At 56.1% G+C, this 20,231-nt stretch carries 12 protein-coding genes; 2 read left to right on the top strand and 10 right to left on the bottom strand.

Annotated features, from left to right (window positions below; genetic code table 11):
- Nucleotides 1-7: 7 nt before the first annotated feature.
- Nucleotides 8-2,437 (top strand): c-type heme family protein, encoded by a 2,430-nt coding sequence (locus tag PSN43_RS10110; RefSeq protein ID WP_272700596.1) that lies wholly within the window; start codon nucleotides 8-10, stop codon nucleotides 2,435-2,437.
- On the top strand, nucleotides 2,434-3,825 hold the full coding sequence (locus PSN43_RS10115) for a sigma-54-dependent transcriptional regulator (protein ID WP_272700597.1): 1,392 nt from the start codon (nucleotides 2,434-2,436) through the stop codon (nucleotides 3,823-3,825). The genes PSN43_RS10110 and PSN43_RS10115 overlap by 4 nt, the downstream gene beginning before the upstream one ends.
- A gap of 113 nt (nucleotides 3,826-3,938) precedes the next feature.
- Here the strand turns inward: PSN43_RS10115 and PSN43_RS10120 are convergent, their stop codons facing one another.
- From PSN43_RS10120 to PSN43_RS10165, 10 genes are all read right to left on the bottom strand, one after another.
- Complete coding sequence (locus PSN43_RS10120) at nucleotides 3,939-5,075, bottom strand: glycosyltransferase (protein ID WP_272700598.1); 1,137 nt, start codon at nucleotides 5,073-5,075, stop codon at nucleotides 3,939-3,941.
- A 132-nt stretch (nucleotides 5,076-5,207) separates the two neighbouring features.
- Nucleotides 5,208-6,059: a glycosyltransferase family 2 protein gene (locus tag PSN43_RS10125; protein WP_272700599.1), complete on the bottom strand. Its 852-nt coding sequence runs from the start codon at nucleotides 6,057-6,059 to the stop codon at nucleotides 5,208-5,210.
- Nucleotides 6,060-6,258: 199 nt separating this feature from the next.
- Nucleotides 6,259-7,779 (bottom strand): ArnT family glycosyltransferase, encoded by a 1,521-nt coding sequence (locus tag PSN43_RS10130; protein ID WP_272700600.1) that lies wholly within the window; start codon nucleotides 7,777-7,779, stop codon nucleotides 6,259-6,261.
- 125 nt (nucleotides 7,780-7,904) lie between these two features.
- Nucleotides 7,905-8,954 carry a hypothetical protein gene (locus PSN43_RS10135; protein ID WP_272700601.1) on the bottom strand — a complete coding sequence of 350 codons (1,050 nt, stop codon included), beginning with the start codon at nucleotides 8,952-8,954 and terminating at the stop codon, nucleotides 7,905-7,907.
- An 80-nt stretch (nucleotides 8,955-9,034) separates the two neighbouring features.
- Nucleotides 9,035-10,006, bottom strand: coding sequence for a lysylphosphatidylglycerol synthase transmembrane domain-containing protein (locus PSN43_RS10140; protein ID WP_272700602.1), 972 nt, complete (start codon nucleotides 10,004-10,006; stop codon nucleotides 9,035-9,037).
- A gap of 156 nt (nucleotides 10,007-10,162) precedes the next feature.
- Nucleotides 10,163-12,040 (bottom strand): asparagine synthase-related protein, encoded by a 1,878-nt coding sequence (locus PSN43_RS10145; RefSeq protein ID WP_272700603.1) that lies wholly within the window; start codon nucleotides 12,038-12,040, stop codon nucleotides 10,163-10,165.
- Between the two features lie 16 nt (nucleotides 12,041-12,056).
- Nucleotides 12,057-13,298 (bottom strand): polysaccharide pyruvyl transferase family protein, encoded by a 1,242-nt coding sequence (locus PSN43_RS10150; protein ID WP_272700604.1) that lies wholly within the window; start codon nucleotides 13,296-13,298, stop codon nucleotides 12,057-12,059.
- 239 nt (nucleotides 13,299-13,537) lie between these two features.
- Nucleotides 13,538-14,629: a glycosyltransferase domain-containing protein gene (locus PSN43_RS10155; protein ID WP_272700605.1), complete on the bottom strand. Its 1,092-nt coding sequence runs from the start codon at nucleotides 14,627-14,629 to the stop codon at nucleotides 13,538-13,540.
- Entirely contained in the window at nucleotides 14,520-15,563 is a 1,044-nt protein-coding gene (locus PSN43_RS10160) for a glycosyltransferase family 2 protein (protein WP_272700606.1), read from the bottom strand. The genes PSN43_RS10155 and PSN43_RS10160 overlap by 110 nt, the downstream gene beginning before the upstream one ends.
- Nucleotides 15,564-16,522: 959 nt before the next feature.
- On the bottom strand, nucleotides 16,523-20,231 hold a 3,709-nt coding region (locus PSN43_RS10165), incomplete at its 5' end, for an immunoglobulin-like domain-containing protein (protein ID WP_272700607.1).

Consider the following 20,231-nt stretch of genomic DNA (forward strand, 5'->3'; position numbering starts at 1 on the left):
GACACTCATGCAGCTTCCCAGACCATACTCCCTGCAAAGCAAATTCCTCATCGGCCTGATTATGACCTCGGTCGTCATCGGCGGGCTGATGTTCGTCGGTTTTTCCTATCATCTTAGGCAGGTGCTTGAGAACGAGGTCCACGACAAGGCCACCATGGTCCTGTCCCAGGTGGATTCGGTCCAGGATTACGTGCGCAACACGCTCAGGACGCGCATGTACGAGGTGCTGCCGGACAGCTTCGTCATCGAGGCCATGTCCTCGTCGTATATCACGCGGCGCATCATGGCGGGCATGGACGGCAGCCCGACGAGCCATCTGTACCGGCGCGTGGCGATCAACGCCCGAAATCCCAAGTTCGAGGCCAATCCGCTTGAAGTGCGGCTTGTGGAGACCTTCCGCAAGGACCCGGACCTGAAGCTGTGGGAGGGCTATGAGCTCATAGGCGGCGTCAAGCATTTCGTCATGGCCCGGCCGGTCGTCTACTGGAAGAGCTGTCTTCATTGCCACGGCGACAAGGCGGACGCGCCGGTCGAGCTTGTCAGGCTCTATGGCGACCGAGGGTTCGGCCACAAGCCGAATTCCATAGGCGGGGTGGATTTCGTCGGACTCCCCGTGACTGCGTCCGTCGCGCGGATTCAGGACACCATCATGACCTATTTGATGGTCTTCGGGCTGGCCGCTTTGTTGTATTTCGCCGCCACCAACTACATTTTCAAACGCATCGTCGCGAACAACTTCCGTCTCTTGACCACGAGCTTTCGCCGGAACTTCAGCGATGACAAGGGAATCCAGCTGGTCCGCGAGGTCGAGCAGGGCGACGAGGTCGGAGAAATGGTCGCCGGTATCGAGAAGCTGAGCGACTATCTCTATGAAACGCGCCAGCAGTTGCAGGACTACACCACGAACCTGGAGGCCAAGGTCGAGGAGCGGACCAGGGAACTGGCGGCCCAGGCGGATGCCCGTACATCGGATGTGGAACTGTTCGTCCAGTTGCTCGCCGGGGCAAGCAGGAGCGCATCGCGTCAGGAGTTGTGGAAGGCGACGCTGCCGCTGATCTACAGCCGGTTCGACCTTGAAAAGGTCGCCTTTGTCTGCACTTTCTCCACCAACCGCCATTACACCTGGCCGGAGACCGACGAGCGGCCCGTCATCCCCGACGACTGGGTCGATCTGCTGACGCATTCCGTGGCGAGGATCGAGGCCTCCCGGGCCTTCATTCCCGTGGAGTCCTTTTCCGGCACTGCCGAGGGGCTGCTTTGCCTCTATCACAAGCCCGGCCATTCCTTCGAAGCCCAGGACAGGATCGTCCTGCGGGCCATAGGCCGCCAGTTGTGTCTCGGAGCCGAGAACCTCATGGCGCTCGATTCCATCGTTCGGCAGAACACCAACTTGCAGGCCATATTCGAGGGCATCACCGAGCCGTTGCTTTTGGCCAACAGTTCGGGTTCCCCCATCATGGTCAACGAGGCCGCCCGCCGGTTGAGCACGGATCTTTCCGACGGGGCCAGTTCCGACGGCAACGTCATCGGCCTGCTGTGCGGCGGGCCGAGCGATACCGGCGACTGCGACATATCCAAGTCCCTCAGCCTGGACAAGGTCATATCGCGCGAGGTTTCCCTGCCCGGAGGCCGTTCCTTCGCGTTGAGCATCTACCCCGTGCGGGAGGCCGACACCGAGGAGAGCGAACGGGCGGTCGTCTACGTGCATGAGACCACCCGGCAGAAACGGATGCTGGCGCAGATGACCCAATCCGAGAAAATGGCGACCGTGGGCAAGCTGGCTTCGGGCTTGGCTCATGAGATCAACAATCCGCTGGGGGTCATCCTCTGCTATGCGCAGTTGTTGAAGAAAGGGACGCCCGAGGGTCAGGCCGCCGAGGATCTCGACGTCATCATCAAGCACACCAGACAGGCGCAAAGCGTGCTCAAGAACCTCCTGAACTTCGCCCGTCCCAAGGTGACCAGCTCCCTGGTGGTGCATCTGCCGAGCGTGGTGGATACCGTCGCGGGCGTATTCCGGGTGCAGGCGGAGAAGCAGGGCGCGACCATCACGGTCGACGCCGCAAGCGGCGTTCCCGGCATCAGCGTGGATGCCCAGGCCGTTGAGCAGATCGTCGTCAACCTGGTCATCAACGCCCTGGACGCGGTGCCGGAGAACGGCGGTGAAGTCAAAATGAGGCTTTGGCACGACGAGGCGGCCGACGAAGCGGTTCTGGAGGTCTGCGACAACGGCCCCGGCATCGCGGAGGAGAATTGCCAGTATATTTTCGACCCGTTCTTCACCACCAAGGATGTGAACAAGGGGTCCGGTCTCGGCCTGGCCATAGTCTACGGCTTCATGAGCGACCTGGGCGGGTCCATATTGGCCGACAACAGAAAGGAGGGCGGCGCGCGGTTCACGCTTCGGTTCCCGGCCGCCGGAGAGGAGCGGCAATGACCCCGGAGCCGGTGCATATTCTCGTTGTCGACGATCAGGTCGACTTCGCCAAGGGACTCAAGCGGCTGATCGAGAGCGAATTTCCCGATGTGAAGGTACAGGTAGCCTTTTGCGGCGATCAGGCCCTCACGGTTCTTCGTCGCGTGCCCATCAGCCTCATGATTACCGATTTGCAGATGCCCGCCATGGACGGCATGGAACTGCTGAAGCGTGCGCTGGGCGATTCCCCGGAGCTTTCCGCCGTGGTTCTCACGGCCCACGGCACCATCGAAATCGCCGTCGAGGCGCTCAAGGCAGGGGCCTACGATTTCCTGACCAAGCCCATCGAGCCGGAGTCCCTTTTCCGGGTAGTGGCCAAGGGCCTGGAACGCAGCCGCCTGCTTGACGAGAACCGTCAGCTCAAGGACCAGCTCGAACGCCACAAGGAACGCCTCATCGGAGAGAGTCTGGTCATGCAGCGGTTCAAACAGTCCGCCGCCGCGGTCGCTCAGACCGACTACAACGTCCTCATCCTCGGGGAGTCAGGCACCGGCAAGGAGCTGGCTGCGGCCATGGTGCGCGATCTCAGCCCGAGGGCGGACAAGCCGTTCGTCACGGTGAACTGCACCGCGATCCCTGAGAACCTGCTCGAAAGCGAGCTCTTCGGTCATGTGAAGGGTGCCTTCAGCGGTGCGGACAAGGACCGCGACGGGCTCTTCCTGAAGGCCGATACCGGGACCATTCTGCTGGATGAAATCGGGGATATTCCCATGGAGACCCAGGCCAAGCTGCTGCGGGTGATCCAGGGGGGCGAGATTCGTCCGGTCGGTTCCGACAAGTCGCGTACCGTGGATGTGCGCGTCATCGCTTCCACCAACCAGGACCTGGTCGCCAAGATCGCGGACAAGACCTTTCGCGAGGACCTTTTTCACCGCCTGAATGTCCTCACCCTGAACTTGCCGCCGCTTCGCGAGCGCAAGGGAGACATTCCTCTGCTGGCCCGGTATTTTCTCAAGAAGGCCTGCGCCGAGCTGGGGTTGCCCGACAAGGAACTCGATCCCGCCGTGATCGGTCACTTGGCCGCGGAAGAGTGGTCGGGCAACGTCAGGGAGCTGCAAAACACCATGCGCAAGCTGGCCGTGTTCGGCACCGGGGAAATGGTCGCCATGGACGTCGTCCGTATGGTGGGAGGCAACGGGAGCTCCATGCCCGCGTCCGGAGGGGAATTGCCGCCCTTCAAGGAGGCCAAGAACCAGATGATCGACGGGTTCAGCCTTAATTACATCCGGGAGGCCATGGACCTGGCGGAAGGAAATGTCTCCAAGGCTGCGCGAATTTCCGGCCTGTCCCGAGTGGCCGTCCAGAACATGCTGAAACGGTACGGCCTTTCGACCGGCGAGTTCAAATAGCAGCAAGCCCGATAGCCGGTAGACTGTGAGCCGTCTGTCGCCGCTTTCCCGGTTTCGCTGGAAGGCGTCTAGCAGGAGGATTGCATCGGGTGCCTGTCTGTCAGGCCTTTCCTTCAGTTCTTTGAATCGGATGGGGGAGTGCAGACGAGGCTGGCGAGCCGACTCCAGGAGAAACGATCTCCGGTTTCCCGTGCGTGGGCGGTAAGCCGGTTCAGGGTTTCCGTTTCCAGGCTCGTAATGAGCGCGTTCGCCAAGTCGGCCGAATCGGCTGGGGAAACGAGCATACCGTTTTCCCCGTGTCGGATTACTTCCGGCAGATTGCCGACCCGGGTCGCCACCACGGGTTTTCCGAATCCGTATGCCAGTTGGGAAACACCGCTGCCGGAGGCCGAACGGTACGGCTGTACGACAATGTCGGCGGCGGCGAAGTACCTTGGCAGGCTTTCGTTCGGCACATATTCGTCCACCAGGCGGATATGGCCGCCTATTCCGAGCCGGGAGATCTGTTCCAGGTATCGTTCCTTGTCTTTCCAAAATTCCCCGACCACCATGAGGGTGACATCGCGGGCGGCCAGCACCGTCGGCATGGCGTCCAGCAGAACATCTAAGCCCTTATAGGGGCGTACGAAGCCGAAAAATAGCAGGATGTTACCCGTCAGGTTCAATTCCCGGGCAGCCTGGACGCGATCCAGGGGAGCGCCGGCCAGAGGGGCGTAGGTAGGGTGAAAGCCGGTCGTCACCGGGAAGTCCGTTCCCAACAGTTCCCTGGCTTTATCACTTTCCTGCCGCGATTGAGTGATGATGCCGTCCGCTCTCGACAAGGTCATGCGGGTGATGAGCCGTTTCAGAAAGGAAGGTTCGTGCTCCAAAACGTTGTGGCACAAAAAGACTATTCGGGTGGGCAGAAATAACCGTACCCAGGTGGTGAGGACCAGATATAGCGGAGCCCAGAAAGCCACCCACCAGGGCAGCACCAGCAGGTCGGGTTTGAACCGCACGATAGCCCTGGCCGTCTGAATCCAGGTGACGGGATTCACGGAATCCACGAGGAAGTCGACGCCTTGCGCCTGGATCGCCTCCGTGCTCGGGTCCTTGTCGGATTTCCCGGGGAAAAGCAGCGCAGGGTATTGCCGCTTGTAAGAAATGAACTGGACTTCGTTATCTTCTCTCAAGGCCTCCCACAGCAGGGTCGTATGATGCGCTATGCCCCCCCGATAGGGATGCGTGGGGCCGACTATGCTGATGCGCATACGGCCTCCTTTAATCGTCGCTGTGTTCTTTGCATACGGCCGCGTCCTGGCGGTCTAGCTGCCGACGCTGTTGAAAGCGTATCTCCTCGAGGAGCCTTCGGTTGGCGGAGAGCAGATCCGCCACAAAGGCGATCAGGAACGTTTGTCCCCCCATGCCCGCCAGAAGTCCGGCAAGGATAAGGGATTGGACGTGTCCGCTTCCGCCGCTCGTGAAGTAGTAATAGAGAAAACGCAACCCGATGAGCATGCCAGCGGAAAACAGGATCGCCGCGAGAAGGGAAAAAAACGAAACGGCTTGTAGACGACGAATATCCGGATGATCGTGAAGATGCTCTGCCTGATATAGGAGGGGATGTCCTTGACGAGTCGGGATGGCCTCAGATCATCGTTCACCTGGACAGGCACTGAGGTGACGGACATGCCTTTCTGGCCTGCCTGGATGATGGTCTCCAGCGTGTAGGTGTAGTTGTTGAACACCATCAATTGTTGCGCCGCCACCCTCGAAATGGCCCTGAAGCCGCTGGGGGCGTCGGGGATGTCGGTGTGGCTGGCCATACGCACGACCCAACTGCCGAGCCGCTGCAACATCTTTTTGAGCGGGGAGAAGTGATCTATGGATGCGATGGGACGTTCCCCGATGACCATGTCGGCGGTCCCTTCCAGAATGGGAGCGACCAGATCGGGGATATTGCCCGCGTTGTATTGGTTGTCGGCATCGGTGTTGACGATGACATCCGCGCCGAGAGCGAGGCAGGCATCGAGGCCGGTCCTGAAGGCCGCTGCAAGCCCCTTGTTGTTGGGATGCCGGACCACATGATCCACGCCGTGCTTTTTCGCTTCGGCGACAGTGTTGTCGCGGCTGCCGTCGTCAATGACCAGCCATTCAACTTCTGTGAATCCCGGGACACTACGCGGGAGCTCGGCCAAAGCGACACCCAGCGTTTGTTCTTCGTTGTAGCATGGGATTTGGATAATCAATTTCACAATAATGCTCCCTGGTGGCTTTTATAACAAATTTTGTTCATGCCGCTTCATTAGACATGAAATTGGGTCGATGCAGCCAGGCTTTTCCCTGCCGAGTGGCACAGCCTATCCCTGACAGTTGGCAACCCCGGCCATCTCCTTGCGCCCGCAAAACGGCAACAGGGGGAATATGGGAATGACAAAGGAACCGGCAAATAAGTCAAAACCGCTCCAGATAAATGGCTTTTCCGTCTAACTCGTCTGTATGGCCGTTGCGTTCCACCATCAGGAACTCTTTCCCGTCTCGTTCAATAGCAGGGAAGTCGGAAAGACGGATGTCGTGCTCACGATTCCAAGGCACCTGTCCGAAGTAATGGGTGTCGGTGTATAGCGCGTAGTATTTGATTATTTGCTTGATCGACTCTTTTTCCTCGTCCTCCCGGAGGATGAAAACGGGAACTTTGTCTTCCCGGGCCTGGCGGACGATTGCCGCAGTGCGGGCGGTCCGCTTATAGCCGTTGTCCACCCAATGGATGTGTTTGATCGCACTGATTGCAATGGGCGAAGCGAGCACTAGGAAGAGAATGATTCGAATTGCCCGATCGCCCGCTTTGAACGGGAGTTTGTATTTCGTGGCGGTCCCCTTGAAACGGGGAGCCGACAAAAAGAGCACAAGCGTCAGGAGCGCCAATTCGAATATGGCGCTCTGGTACCGAAAGAGTATTCGTTCGGGGCGGACAAAAGGAAAAACGGATGTAACTGCGTACGCATGTCCGAAGAAACCGAACAGAAACGGAATGGCCGCAGCGGACGTGTTCGGCCATTTCTTCGCCAGTGCGAATACTGAGATGACAAAGGCTATATAGTACAGGACTGCCGGGGCTCTGCCTGGGTATTTAAAATAAACAAAAAAATTGCATAGATACTGGAAAACTGAATTGAAAGAATATTGCCAGTCGTTGGTGATGGCGGAGGAGGCGATAGTGCGAATCGGTCGATGGGAAGACTGGATGAGTTCCATTCTGCCGAAGGACGATCCAGTTAGCATGTTGAATGAATAGGTTTCAACGACAAAGAGCGCAATGAATATGCCAAGAAAACAAAGGCTGGTGTAAAAACGAGTTCTCAGGTTGCCTGCAAAGAGATAAATGAGAACAAGGAACGCCGGGACATAGTAGATAATCGTGATTTTGGCCCCGTAGGCGAAGAACAGCAACAACGAGCTGGCGGCAATATTCCGGCTACACCCGTCGTCTCGCCAACGGACAAAGAAATAGACCGCCCCCAGCAGAAAGGACACAGCCGTCCCCATGGGCAGAAGCTGGGTTCCCTGCCTCATCATGGGATCGGACATGATAATCAGAACGCCCGCCGCCAGACCTATGCGCCATGAGCGGAGCCTCTCCATCAACAGGAAGCCGAAGATGGCCGACAGGGTGGAAGTCAGAAACGGCCACACATAATAAGTGGTAGGCCCGGTTCCCAGGTACTTTTGCAAGAAAAATACAGGGATGTTGACCGACCATCGGCACGTATGGTGATTCAAGCGGGCGGGGACGTCCCCAAAAAGTACAAATTGTTTAATTACGGACCACTTGTAAACAGCATCCCCTCCGCTTTCAACGGTTCCGGATGTCAGATACCGGAATGCCAGCGAGAATACGGCGAGAAAGAGCAGACAGGCAAACAGCATCATTTTTCTTTTGCCTGTGTTTTCTGTCGCAATGATGGGGTTATTCATTCATACCTCAGGGATAATAGCCAAAAGTTGGCTATGGGGCTGGTGACTCAATGCGGTCCATGGTTTGCTAGCTTAAAAAAGGTAAATTGTAAAGTATATAAAGAAGATACAAATATTGAAAAAGGTTAGGAAGCTCTCTTTTTCATTAAGGGGCGGCTCTCCAGCAAACGGGCCGTAAGCCAACATGCGGTCAGAATGATGACAACGGAAATCCACCAATACCGATCGGGAACGAAAGGCGACAACACCAGACGAAAGAATAACAGTCCAACTAGGTAATGCACACCATAGAGCACCAGGGAGTGTCGGCCCATCAATGCCAGCGCGGCGAGTATTCCTCGGATAAAGGCCGTTTGGATTTTCTCGAGCTTGAGCAGAACAAAGGAAATAGCCGCGGCTGCTCCGAAGCAATAGAGATAATAGGAAACAGACATTTTTTTGAGGGCATCTACCGGCGGGTGGGCAATGAGGTAAAAAATAAGGGCAAGCGCTCCCGCAGCCAGCGTCGCGACCAGTGCCCGGATGTGCTTTTCGGTTGCCTTGATGTCCGTGAAATAATCGCCGAGTAAAGACGCATAGATGCCAAGGGCCATCGAAACCGGCCAAGAGAGGTCGCGATAGGTCCCAACATTCGAGGCTGTGATATTATAAAGGAAACACAATGCTGTGACCGCAGTTATGCAGCATGTTTTGCTACGAAATGTAAACTTGAAATAATGTATAAAATTATGCAGTATCAATTCGTTAAATAAATAGATTAACAGAATGTAAAAAAGCACATTGGGTGACACTAGATGCTTTAATAGTTCCATATTTTGAGGGAATGGAGTGCGCAGGAGAAAAATTGTGTTGACAGCCAATGTCCCAATAATGAGGCGTGACGCTCTTGATATTGTTTTATTGTACTCAATATTATTTATTTTTTTGAATTTAATATTACACATGACGCCAACAAGAAAATAAAATAAAAATGGCGCAAGAAATGATGCGTTTGCATGTACGAAGTAGAGTACAAGGCGAGGGAAATCGTCAACTCTATCCAGGAAACTACCAATGGTAAGACCGTCGAACGTAGCCGTTTCAACATAGCTGAAATGTGCCATTACCATACAAAGAATGGCCACGCCACGCATCTCGTCCCAAAGTTGTATGCGTTTACTTGGTTGTTTTTCCATTAGCTGGTCCTTAGATAGAGGTGTTGCGTGTTCGGACGTTCGATGTCCATTTCGACAATGTAGGTTCGCGAATAAAAAGGTTATTTGTCGACGAAATTCTCGTCATTTTGGGAAGAACCATAAGCTGCGGACGATTTGCGTATGGTGTAAATTATGCCGATTCCGCCCAAAATGAAGGTCAAGGCCAACATGACGCCTCGGTCCAGCGTGCTGGCGAAAAAACCAGCCTGGAAGTCGAACCCGGTAGCCGAAGTCAGGGCACCGATGACCCATTCTCTGAGCCCCAGATTGCCTGGTGTAACTGTGACAAAAGTGAGCAGCGACGAGGCTGGCCCGACGATAATATACAACCATAGTGGTGCGATCACCCCAAAGGCCGCAAAAGAAATATACAGACGAAGACTAAAACAGAGTTGTTGGAACAGGATGCAGCACATGACGGCCAGCATGGCCTTCGGTTGTTTGCGCATGGTCCTGTGAGCCTCTGTCAGTTTTTCAAGTCGTCCCTGTATGAAGCGGTTGGGGATTGAAATTCTGGAAACCGGCAAAAAAAGTGCTGCCAGAGCCCCGACAAACAACGCCCCGAAGAGGCCGTATACGGCAAGCGGCAGGGTGTATCCCTGAAGCCGAAGGCCAATGAATCCCAACCCGCAAAACAGACTGGAAGTAATTGCCAGTAGCAGGGTGCGCACCATCATGATCCCCACGAATGAGGAATAATCCATTCCTATGGATTTTTTGAAGAAACGCATACGCACAATCGTTCCGAGCCTCATGGGGAGATAATTACCGAGCATGGCCGCCGCCATGACAAAAAAATTGGCCCAAAAGCCGATACGCTTTCCTGCAAGCCGGGTGAATATCAACATAGGCAAGGAGTTGGCCGCCCAGTTGAGCACAACAAGGCAGGCCATGGCGGCAAGCTGATCATAGGGCAAGGACAAAGTGTCTGTGAATGCTTCCTTATGCTTCCAGAGGTACGCAACAAGACCCGCAATAATGAGTACGGAAAGAAGGGGTTGTCCCCATTTTACAGCGACTTGCTTGTCCATGTATTGGTTGTTTTTTGGAAACTTCAAACGAATTTGTAACGGTTCGGTTGTGCAGGCGAACACTCTCGCGGCGACAGATTATCCATGTCTAGCCGCGTGGTCAATCACACCTCTACCTGTGTATCCTTTGTGAGGCGAGAGCCGAGTCCGTGTCGGCTAAAAGCCCTTTGTGAAGGAAGCGTACGTCAACAGCAGAGAAATGGTGTGTGTTGAAAGTTGGTCTGAACTGAGATGACGTTTGTAGAATGAAGTCAGCGGGTGATTCCTCAACAGAAAATTGACGTACCTTTTGTTTGCGGGAAACGGCAACCCCTTCAACTCCTGCATAATGGCGGCGCGCAATGTGTCCCTGTACCAATCGTCAATTGGCGCATCGACGGCCGCGACTTTTCGTTGATAGATGATTTCGTGCGGCAGGAGTTCATGTTTTTCAATCATTTTGAGCAGAATATATTTTCCAAGCCGGGCATTAGAACCGGTGTTGTCCTTGGGGCGCAAGTATTTATCCGGAAGGTTCTGTGCAAATTGCTTGAGAACCGGGTGCAGATAGGGGGAAAACAGGCAAAGTCCATGCTGATCCATGCATCCATTCATTTTGATCTTGTTTGGAGACAACATGCTTTTGCCCGCATAGGAAATTCTGTCAGGCGTATTCCGGGACCAGGGGCGGGAAAGTGAAGTTATTATTTCCTCAATAGCCATATTCTGGACAGGAGCATTTCCACCTCTCAGTCTGCCTAAAGAAGCTTCATCAGCCACTTTGAAGGAAAGCAGAAGCCGCTCGGCGCCCCTTCTTTTCAGGGAGCGGAGCACATTCATGAACAGCGTGTAAATACGCCCTGTAGCGTATTCCACTGGAGCGACGGAGAGCAAGCCCAGGACCGTGTTCAATAATCCTTCAGGCAGATTGGCTATCGAATTGTAGATGACGCTTCGTTTGTGCACATTGGGATATCCAAGGAAGGCTCCGTCACAGCCGTCACCCGTATAAACGTGCGAAATGCCGTCCTCTTTAATTTGAGCACAAAGGAATGCTGTCTGTACTGGATAATTCAACCAATTGGTTTCCTGGCAAAAAACGTCAGCATAAGAGGCAAGGCCCTCGGCGATGACTTCCGGGGTTATACGCACCCAATGATGCGTGGTGCCGATGCTTTCGGCAAGAGTATCGGTGTGAGGTTGATTGAAATTGTTCAGGTCGTAATAGAAGGAATAGGTGTGGACTTCCTTGCCTAGCCGCCTGAGGGCGGCCGCCACGAGAGCGGAATCGACGCCGCCCAGCAGAACTCCCACCTTGTCTCCTGCTGTGCATTGACCTTCCACGGACTGCATGAACACGTCATAGAGCATATCCGTCGCCTCATCCTCGGGCAGCTCCGCGACATCGGGGACGTTCAACGCAGATTTCTCCGCCTTGAACGTTCGGGTTTCGCCTGCATGAACTTCCACAAGGCAATCGCTCTTGTGTCCGGTCACTCCGGTGTAGGACGTGCCGTTGAACGGATGGAAGCCGTAGCAAAGGAAAAAGTCTTCGAAGCTTCTATTCACAGTTGGTTTTTGGGGCAAACTCTTGGCAAGGGTGCGAGGATTGGTGGAAAACCAGACTTCTCCGGGCGTTTCTGCGAGATACAGATTGCGCATCCCGGCATGATCGGTAAACAGCAGAGCGCGTTGCGCAGCTTCATCAAAAATACAACAGGCAAAGGAACCGGTTATGTCGGCGAGGAACCGGTCTCCATGCTCTGTGTAAAGCGAGGCGATGTGTTTTGCCGTCAGCTGGGGGGAGTCCTGAGGCGTTTCCATGTATGCCCAGTGCGGCACGGGATGGTGAGCCACACCATAAAAAACTACACAAAGCCCATTGGAAATGAAAATACCGGTTAGCGGCTTATCTTCACCTGCAGGACACAGGATGAAGCCCTGCCCGGTCTCAACGAATTGGCATTCTTCGCCATACTCTTCCGTCAGAACTCTTCGAGTTTTATCCAGTTCTTCTCTGGTCCAGGTACCTGCTTTGCCGAGTATAAAATGCATTGTCCCTGATTCCTTATTACTTCGAAAAATGGTTTACGGCGAGGTTGACGTTGTCGTTTGCCTTCTGGCGCAACGGGGCTAGTTTCATGCGTAGTCTTTCAGTCACAGTGCTACGGTCGGCCGCAAGCGAACAAACGGCCTTTGCCAAATCATCTCTGCCGAATTCGGCGATATCGACCACGTACGGGTCCAGACCAAACTGTTTCATGACGCCCGGGGTTTTGTGGCTATAGGCGATGGCGGCCACGGGAACGGAAGTGGTGACGGCACCGATGCTGGCGTGCATTCGTGCGCCGAGATGCATCCACAAACGGCTGATGACGCCCTTGAGTTCATCCGGGCGGTAGTCGCCCCGCAAGGAAAAGGCTCGGTCCGACCTGTTCATTTTGTTCATGACTTTTTCGGCGGCGATTCGGTCGTCCTTGATTGAAGTGGGGCCGGTAACGTGTGGGATGAAGAGGATATCCACATCAAGTTGGTCTATGATGGAGTCCAGTTCTCCGGCCATCAGCCCGTCGAAATCCAATGAGGCCGCATTCGGGTTGCGTCTGCGGTAATGCTGTTCGATGAGTCCCGATACGGAGACGCCCAGCATTTTGCGACCGCCCAGAGACAGTGACTCCAACTTCAGAATTTCGTTCACACGTTCATCCGGAACCGGTTCCAGCAGGAACGCCATGTCCGCTGTTTCGGCAACAGTGCGCCCAAGATGATGTTTCGCCAGATAGGCTGAGGATATTTCGTCGCGAGTGGTTATCAGGTCGGTTCGGTCGAAAATGAATCTGGCCAGCGGCATGGTCCACTTGAATGGACCTATGGATTGCGCGCAGAGCATCAGCGGGCGGCCAAGCGCCAAGGTTATCAGCAGAGGGATGAAATGAGAGTATGCAACGTGCGGACCGTAGCTCTCGGTCATCATGTCGCCGGATAGATCGATGACGGCGTCTGCCTGATGGAGAGTCCTGATCTCATCATTGCCCAAAATGCCGAAACGGCGGTAAAGCGCCGCGCGAAGGATTTGCAGTGTCCCGAAAATAAGTCTTCGGCGCGACGACTTCAGAATTTCCATGTTCGGGTAGAACGGGCGGTCCAGGTCGGGGAAAGGGGTGTGTAGAACAATCCGTGCGTTCGGGAATCGTTTGCGCAACTCCTGCGCCGTGCTGATCTGCATGGCGGCGTCGCCTTTGTTCTTCGAGTTGTATGTTCCGGTTAAAACAAAGAGGGGCATAGAGAACTCCGGATTGGCGTCGTTTTTCATGGGTAAGGGTTGTATCTACAAGCAAACAAAAGTGGTTTCAGACATACAATTGTAGGAATCTGAAGTAGATTCAACAGGTTGAAAAATAGATAAAAGCATCGTTTCTTGTTTTGTATTACCGGGAGACAACCGTTTGTCCTATCACTGTCTGCTGAAACAATACGTATTGAGGGGAGCGGCCTGATTGCCGAGCGGCGGTCTCCGTCTGGAACTATCTGGCGTCGCATCCATGGTAAGCCTTACCTCTTCTCGTCGACAAACTCGGGCAGGCGGCTGACCTCGGTCGTTTCGGGGAGATACTCCGGTGTCGTGTAGCCCGCCTGGGTGGAATGATTGTATATCTCGAACATGTATTTGTTGTGCTGATGAGCAAGATCAGCAGTGGACTCGAGCAGAATGTACTTGGGGCGCACCGCATTGAGCGCGAAGGGGGCGGAGAGTTGGTCCCGCCTGGAAAAACGCTGATACTCTTCGCGCCAGCAATCGAAAAAGAGGCGGCAGGTTTCGCTTTTGAGATTGGCTATGAATACCCCCATGGCTAAAAGCGGCTGGTCGTTGATTGCCTTGATATCATATTGAGTCTTGTAGCATTCCAGTTGGGCCTGGATGATTTCTTCGCTGTCCTTCCCCTTGCGGATGCAGGCTGCGGCCTCTTCCTCGTAAGAGTTCCTTTCCGGGTGGGGGAACACTCCCAGGTCGGCTTCCGCCCGTTGAACTTTGGAAACATAGGGTTCCAAGCTGTTTCGCACCAGAAAGCTCGCATCCACCCAGACGGCATATTCATATCCCGGCAGCATTTCGAAGGGGTTGAGCTTGACTCGGCGGGAGACGCGCACGGGGTCTTCGCCGGGCTTGCTGATAAGGATCTTCTTGAACGGTTCGAAGACCTTGAGATTCTCGTCATCCGTAAAAATATAATAATCGAACGTCGGGTCGAAATATTCCGGCACCTTGAACGATTCGTACCCCCCCGTGAGGGAAGTGAAATAAGCGTATTTGCGTTTGACGGGAGAGTTCTTGTACTCTTTGAGGCGGGCCAGGTGCGCCTCCTTCGAAAGCTGCGACCTGTAATCCTTCAAACGCCTGGTATTGCGCTTTGCGATATCCTTGAAGCGAATGGAAAGAAGTATCGAAGCGAGCAGCAGTACTGCCAGTACGATATGTCCCGTGTCGATGTTGAGCATATTCATTTTTGCCGAATGTTGTTTTGCGGGTAAGGAATCATTCCCGGCCCTTTGCTGCGGCCGTTCCCCTGTTCCAGAGGGTGCGCCACCACGGATAGCGGCGCAGCCGATGGCTGTATTTCCGAAGCAGTCGAGTCGAAGCCGCATGGTCGCCCGCTTTCAGGCTGGAGAAAATCAGCGGCCGTTCCCCTTCTCCGGGATCAAGATCCCGGACTTCAGGGCGGTTGAAGATTTGTTGCGCCTTTTCGTAAAAGTCTTTCCTCGTTTCCTTGTCCACTTGGGTGGAAGCCCATGCGCACATCCCGGCAATGGCGGGAAAATCCAGGCGCTTGAATCTGTGGTCCAGAGCCCGCTTGTTTCCTGTTTCATGCAGCAGGGTCAACATCATGCCATGGGCCCGAATATCATCAAACATGCTTCGGGGATTCTTGCGCCCTTGCAGTGAATTGTGTCGGCGGCGGTATTTGACCAACGGGATATCGCTGACCGTGAGTGAACGGGCGGAGAGCAATGCGTGGAGCAGAAATTCCTTGTCATCGTGGCCGATTAAATCCTGGAACCGCAATCCGTTTTCACTAATGAATTCCCTTTTGAATATCCAGGCGGCGAAATTGTTGCCGGGCCAGAGTTCCGGCGAGTCTTGAAACCGGGTGGAAACCGGAGAGGCGGGGAGAAATTCATTCATGATTTTCTCCTTGCCATCTTTAAGTGATATCCGCACCCCGCGGATGGCGTCGCTTTGGCATTCTTTTGCGAGCTGGGCGATTTTTTCCAGTGAATCGGCAGCCAGCAAATCATCCTGGTCGAGAAAAATCAGGTATTCCCCCTTGGCATGATCCAGGGCCGTATTGCGGGCGGCAAAGGGACCGCCGTGATTCTTTTCGTGGATGATTACGTTGATGTTGGGGTGTCGTGTTCCGGCGTCCTTGAGCAGTTGCGCCGAATTATCCGTGGAGTGGTCATCGACCGCGATCATTTCCCAATCATGGAACGACTGATTCAAAACGGAATCAATTGTCTCCCCCAAAAGCGTAGCGCCATTATATATGGGAACAATGATGCTGAAAAAGAAGGTGCTCATTAGTAATCAACAGTCCTAAGTAGTCATAAAAAATAGAAAGAATGAAAGCGATATTCGCTGAGCGCCGAACTGTTTCCGATCCCATCGTCTTCGGCGCGATTTGCCTTTCTAGATATAAGAGACGAAATTCTGCCCGGTGGCCGGGGAAATAGTCGGTACCGCCTTCGCGACGTTGCCTTCTTCTTGCGGCCCACAGCAAAAAGGCCGTTCCATCATGAACGGCTTTGGTTGAGTTGTCACCTCAACGAATTATATCGGAATAACCTAGGTAATTCAATTGATAAATAGAACATCGAGTGTGTCGCAAACAAGCGGGCAACAGCCCTAAAGAAACTGGTCGGTTGGTTGAAAAGAAGAACTCTCGTCTTCAAAGGCTGTCCCATCAATTTGCGCATGTCTCTTCTTTCGCCGTCGTCTCCGGTTGCCATGGACGATCTCATCGGGGTGGAGTCCGAGCATTCGTCTGAATGGCCTGCCTTGCCCCGAGCCGCTTGCGCCTTCTCGCGCGAAGCTGGAACCGCCGTGTTGTCTACATTGGGACGAAGGCGTTTGCGCGGCGCATTCACACACAGGCCGGGTATTCTCCGGCAGGCTGGGAGGTCCGGCGAGCTGTGCCCCGAGGCGCAGTCCCGGGCCCGGTTAAGACGGATTCCAATGCAATCCCCAAGTCTGCTGCCGGACGCAAGCAAGGCACCCCGTCCGACTCACGCTCGAAAAAACACGAGATGCGCCGGAACGTCAAGGCCTTTGCCAGGCCTTTCATAGTGCTTGGCGCAGGCGATGTGGCGAAGCTTTATACGGCGGTTGTCCGGTAAAAGAAGCGAGAGGGCGGGGCCTTCTCGATTTCCTCCGTTTCCGGTGTGATGGGCCCCCTATGGCAATTCGATCGGGATAGGGGCAGCGGCGATATGGATGAGGGTATCCCGCCCCGGCCGGGTGGCCGGGGCGGGAGGGATTGGTTAGTTGTTGGCCGAGTTGATGATGTCCTGGATGACGGTGTTGATGTCGTCGGTGACCACGCTCGGGTCATAGTGCTCGTGAATGTCGGCGGTGGTGGGGATGACGCCCATCAGGGAGACCACCAGGTCGTCGCTTCCCCCGTCGACGCCGGAGAACGTCAGGACCAATGCGCCCGGGTCGGTCGTGGAGGATTGGATGTCCACGTCCATGTTGGCCAGGCTAGGGGAGAGGTTCAGGGAGTCCGAACCTTCGAAGCCGTGAACCGTAAGGGAACCTCCGCCATCGCCGATGTAGTCCGGGTTGATGAAGATGGTGTCCGCGCCGTTGCCCAAGGTGACCATGTCGTCGCCGGAACCGGCGTAGACGGAGTTGTCTCCGTTGCCGGTGGTCATGACGTCGTCGCCGGCGCCGCCGTACAGGGTGTCGTTTCCGTCGCCGCCGTACAGGGTGTCATTGCCTGCACCGCCCAGCAGGAGGTCGTCTCCGGCCAGGCCGTAGAGAACGTCGTTTCCGTCGCCGCCGTCGAGAATGTCCGCGCCGGTGGTGCCGTTGAGGGTCTCGCCCGAATCGGTGCCGATCACCGTATGGGCGCTGGCGTCGTTATGCGAGCTGGTCAAATGGATGGTCAGGTCGGCTTGGTCGGTGGTCGTGCCGTTGAACACCGTATAGGTAAAGGTGTCGTTCAGGTCCACGAAGCCGAGGTCGCCATCGTGCTGCGTATACGTGTAGCTGCCATCTTGGTTGATGTGCAGGGTGCCGTAGGAGCCGTCGATGTCGATGCCGCCTGCGGTTACGTCGTGCGTTTCGCCGGCGAAGGATATCTCCGTCACCGTGAGTGCGCCCGAGGCCATGTCGTTGTCCAGTACATTGCCGGGAGCCGGGTCGGTGGAGCCGGTCATCTCGGTGTAGGTCGCGAGTGCGCCGTCAAGCCGGACTTCTTCAAGAGTTGCCCACATGGATGGATCGCGGGTTGTATCGTCACCGAACATCACCAGATGATATTCTCCGCTGGCCGCCAGATCAAAGCTGTAGGTCCCGCTTCTGGTGAAGCTTTGTTCAGACCCGGCAACGGTGTTGCCTTCACTGTCGACGAGCCGGACCGTCAGCGTGTCCCCATGGCGGTAGTTCATCACGGCCACTTCTGCCGAGACGGTAACTGCATCGGTTGCCAAGCCATTGACTGCAAACGATTGGGTGGAAACCTCTCCTTCAAAATCTTGCGCCGAACCGAAATAGTCCGGCACGATGTACACATCGTCAATCGTGTTTGTCTGAATCTGTCCTTCCACTCCGTGGGCCGCGTCGTCCACGGCCAGGAGCGCGCCGGCGGCGTCCATATCCTGGGAAGTGAAAGTGACTACGCCCGTCGCCTGCGAACCGTCGCCGTCCTGCACCGTGTAGGTGAAGTCAACGGAGTAGTCGCTGTCGACGATGCCTGCCGTATAGGTGTACTCGCCGTGCCCGTTGATTTCGAGCACCGCACCGTGTTCCAGGGTGATGGTCTGCACCGCGTCCGGATTGCTCGGGTCAAAGGTCAGGTTATGGACGCCGTTGCCGTCGCCCAGGTCGTAGGACAGGCTGAGCAGGGTCGGGTTGCCGTCGTCGTCCGCGCCGAGGGTTCGGCCTTCCTCCGAGTTGATCAGGGCGTCGCCGGTGGATGTCTGCTCCACTGTGGAAACCAGGGTGGCCGTCAGGTCGTCCAGGTTGGACACGGTGAAGATGGCGTCGTCCACATCGCCGGAGTAGCCGCCGGGCGTGTGCGCAATGGACTTCAGGTCCGCATCCGAAGGAGCGGAAGAGCCGATGCCGATGGCGTACGACGTGCTGAAGTTCTGGTCGACGAAGTCTTCCCAGGCGCTTTGTTCGCTGCTGTTCAGCTCATGGCCGCTGTTCGGCTGGCCATCGGAGATGAAGTAGGCAACGGAGTTGCCGGAGTTGATGCTGCTGTCGGCTGCGATCGTGGACCATACTTGCTTCGCCTTGGCGATGGCGTCGTCGTATTCCGTTCCTCCGCCCGCAGACAGCGTGTCCAGATAATTGGACAGCGAGGTCAGGTCGGTGAAGGTGGTGGGAGCGGCCACGCCGTTGTATGCGAAGGTCACGATCTGGATGTTGAATCCGCCGTTTTCGTCATACGCGGCAGCCAGTTCCTTGATGGAATCGACGGCCATTTCGAGGCGGCTCTTGGTGGTCGTGTCGTTCCATGGAATGGTGTTTCCGTTCTGATCCCACTGCATGCTGCCGGACGTATCCAAGGTGATCAGGATGTTGGTCACCTGGGAGGTGTCGGTGCTCTCGGGAATGGCTACCTCGTAGCTCGGGGCTATGGGATTATCGTCCGCCACGTGGAAGTCGGTGCTGGCCGTATCCAGAGTGGTAGTGCCGTCGACCACGCCGAAGCTGAGGCTGAAGTCGAGGTCATGCGCCTGCTGCATCGGGTCTGTCTGCTGCGTGTTGTCAACCGCATCGGTCAACTGCAACGTGTAGGTGAAGGTGCCGGTATCGGAATTGTAGCTGTCGATGGTGAGCGTGGCGTCGTTTTCGCCGTCGCCGTCCAGGTCCATGTCGGAGCTGTGGCCGACGAGCGTTTCGAATCCTCCCGAAGTATCGAGGGACACCGTGGTGCCGCTGGGCGGGGTGATGGTGATGGCGTCAACCACATTGCCTGGATCTTCGACGGTGAAGGTGCTGGTCACGGATGAGCCGGCTCCTTCCGGGATGTCGTCGCCGGAGCCGTCGGACAGGGCCGCTTCGTAGAGCGTGCCCCCCAGACCGCTGGTGATGCTGGCGTCGTTATCCAGGATATCCGTGGTGATGGCTCCGTTGGTTGCGGAAACCGCGATATTTTCGAAGTTGCCGCCCACGGGGTTCTTGAGCGTGATGACGACGTTCTCAGTCCCTTCGGACAGATTGTCGTCGATAGTGGTCAGGTCCAGCGTGGTGCTGGATTGGCCGTTGGCGATGGTTACCTGGGTGACGCCGTGGAAGTCGGTGCCGTTGGCGGCAGTTCCGCTGTACTCCACATCAATGGTCACAGTGTCGTGGGCCGGGTTGTCCAGGCTGATGGTGTAGGTGGCGGTTTCGCCCTCGGTTACGCTGGTGTCGCCGGTGATGCTCACATGTGTGGTGTCCACGGTGTCGCTGACGGTCACGGTGGCCGTGCCGGAGATGTCCAGGTCCTCGTAGTTTCCGCCCGCCACGGACTCGATGCCCACCGTGTAGGAGCCGCCGTCATTGTAGACGTCGTCGCCCTGCACGTCGAACGGGGTGGAGGCCGCCGAGCTCTGCCCGGCCGGGATGGTCACGGTCTGGCCGTTGTCCAGGGTGATGACCAGGTCGGAGCCGGTCACGGGATGGTCTACGGACGCGGTGATGGTCGCCTGGCCGGTGCCCTCGTCCACGGAGACGTCGCCGAGCGTCACGGTGGTGGTGTCCACGGTGTCGCTGACGGTCACGGTGGCCGTGTCGTCGGTGTTCAGGTTCTCGTAGTTGCCGCCGGTCGCGGAATCGATGCCGACGGTAAAGGAGCCGCCGTCCACGTAGGGGTCGTCGCCCTGCACCGCGAAGGTGGCGCTGCCGGTGGTGGTGCCGGCCGCGATGGTCACGGTCTCGCCGTTGCTCAGGTTCAGGGTGAGGTCGGTCTGCGGGGCGTTGTCGACCGTGGCGGTGATGGTGGCGTTGCCGCCCTCGTCCACGGAGACGTCGCCG

The sequence above is a fragment of the Desulfovibrio sp. Fe33 genome, assembly GCF_028532725.1.
Lineage (GTDB): Bacteria > Desulfobacterota > Desulfovibrionia > Desulfovibrionales > Desulfovibrionaceae > Pseudodesulfovibrio.

Coding starts and splice junctions, on each gene's coding strand:
- PSN43_RS10110 (WP_272700596.1), top strand. CDS start 8: ATGCAGCTTCCCAGACCATACTCCCTGCAAAGCAAATTCCTCATCGGC.
- PSN43_RS10115 (WP_272700597.1), top strand. CDS start 2,434: ATGACCCCGGAGCCGGTGCATATTCTCGTTGTCGACGATCAGGTCGAC.
- PSN43_RS10120 (WP_272700598.1), bottom strand. CDS start 5,075: ATGCGCATCAGCATAGTCGGCCCCACGCATCCCTATCGGGGGGGCATA.
- PSN43_RS10130 (WP_272700600.1), bottom strand. CDS start 7,779: ATGAATAACCCCATCATTGCGACAGAAAACACAGGCAAAAGAAAAATG.
- PSN43_RS10135 (WP_272700601.1), bottom strand. CDS start 8,954: ATGGAAAAACAACCAAGTAAACGCATACAACTTTGGGACGAGATGCGT.
- PSN43_RS10140 (WP_272700602.1), bottom strand. CDS start 10,006: ATGGACAAGCAAGTCGCTGTAAAATGGGGACAACCCCTTCTTTCCGTA.
- PSN43_RS10145 (WP_272700603.1), bottom strand. CDS start 12,040: ATGCATTTTATACTCGGCAAAGCAGGTACCTGGACCAGAGAAGAACTG.
- PSN43_RS10150 (WP_272700604.1), bottom strand. CDS start 13,298: ATGAAAAACGACGCCAATCCGGAGTTCTCTATGCCCCTCTTTGTTTTA.
- PSN43_RS10155 (WP_272700605.1), bottom strand. CDS start 14,629: ATGCGGCTTCGACTCGACTGCTTCGGAAATACAGCCATCGGCTGCGCC.
- PSN43_RS10160 (WP_272700606.1), bottom strand. CDS start 15,563: ATGAGCACCTTCTTTTTCAGCATCATTGTTCCCATATATAATGGCGCT.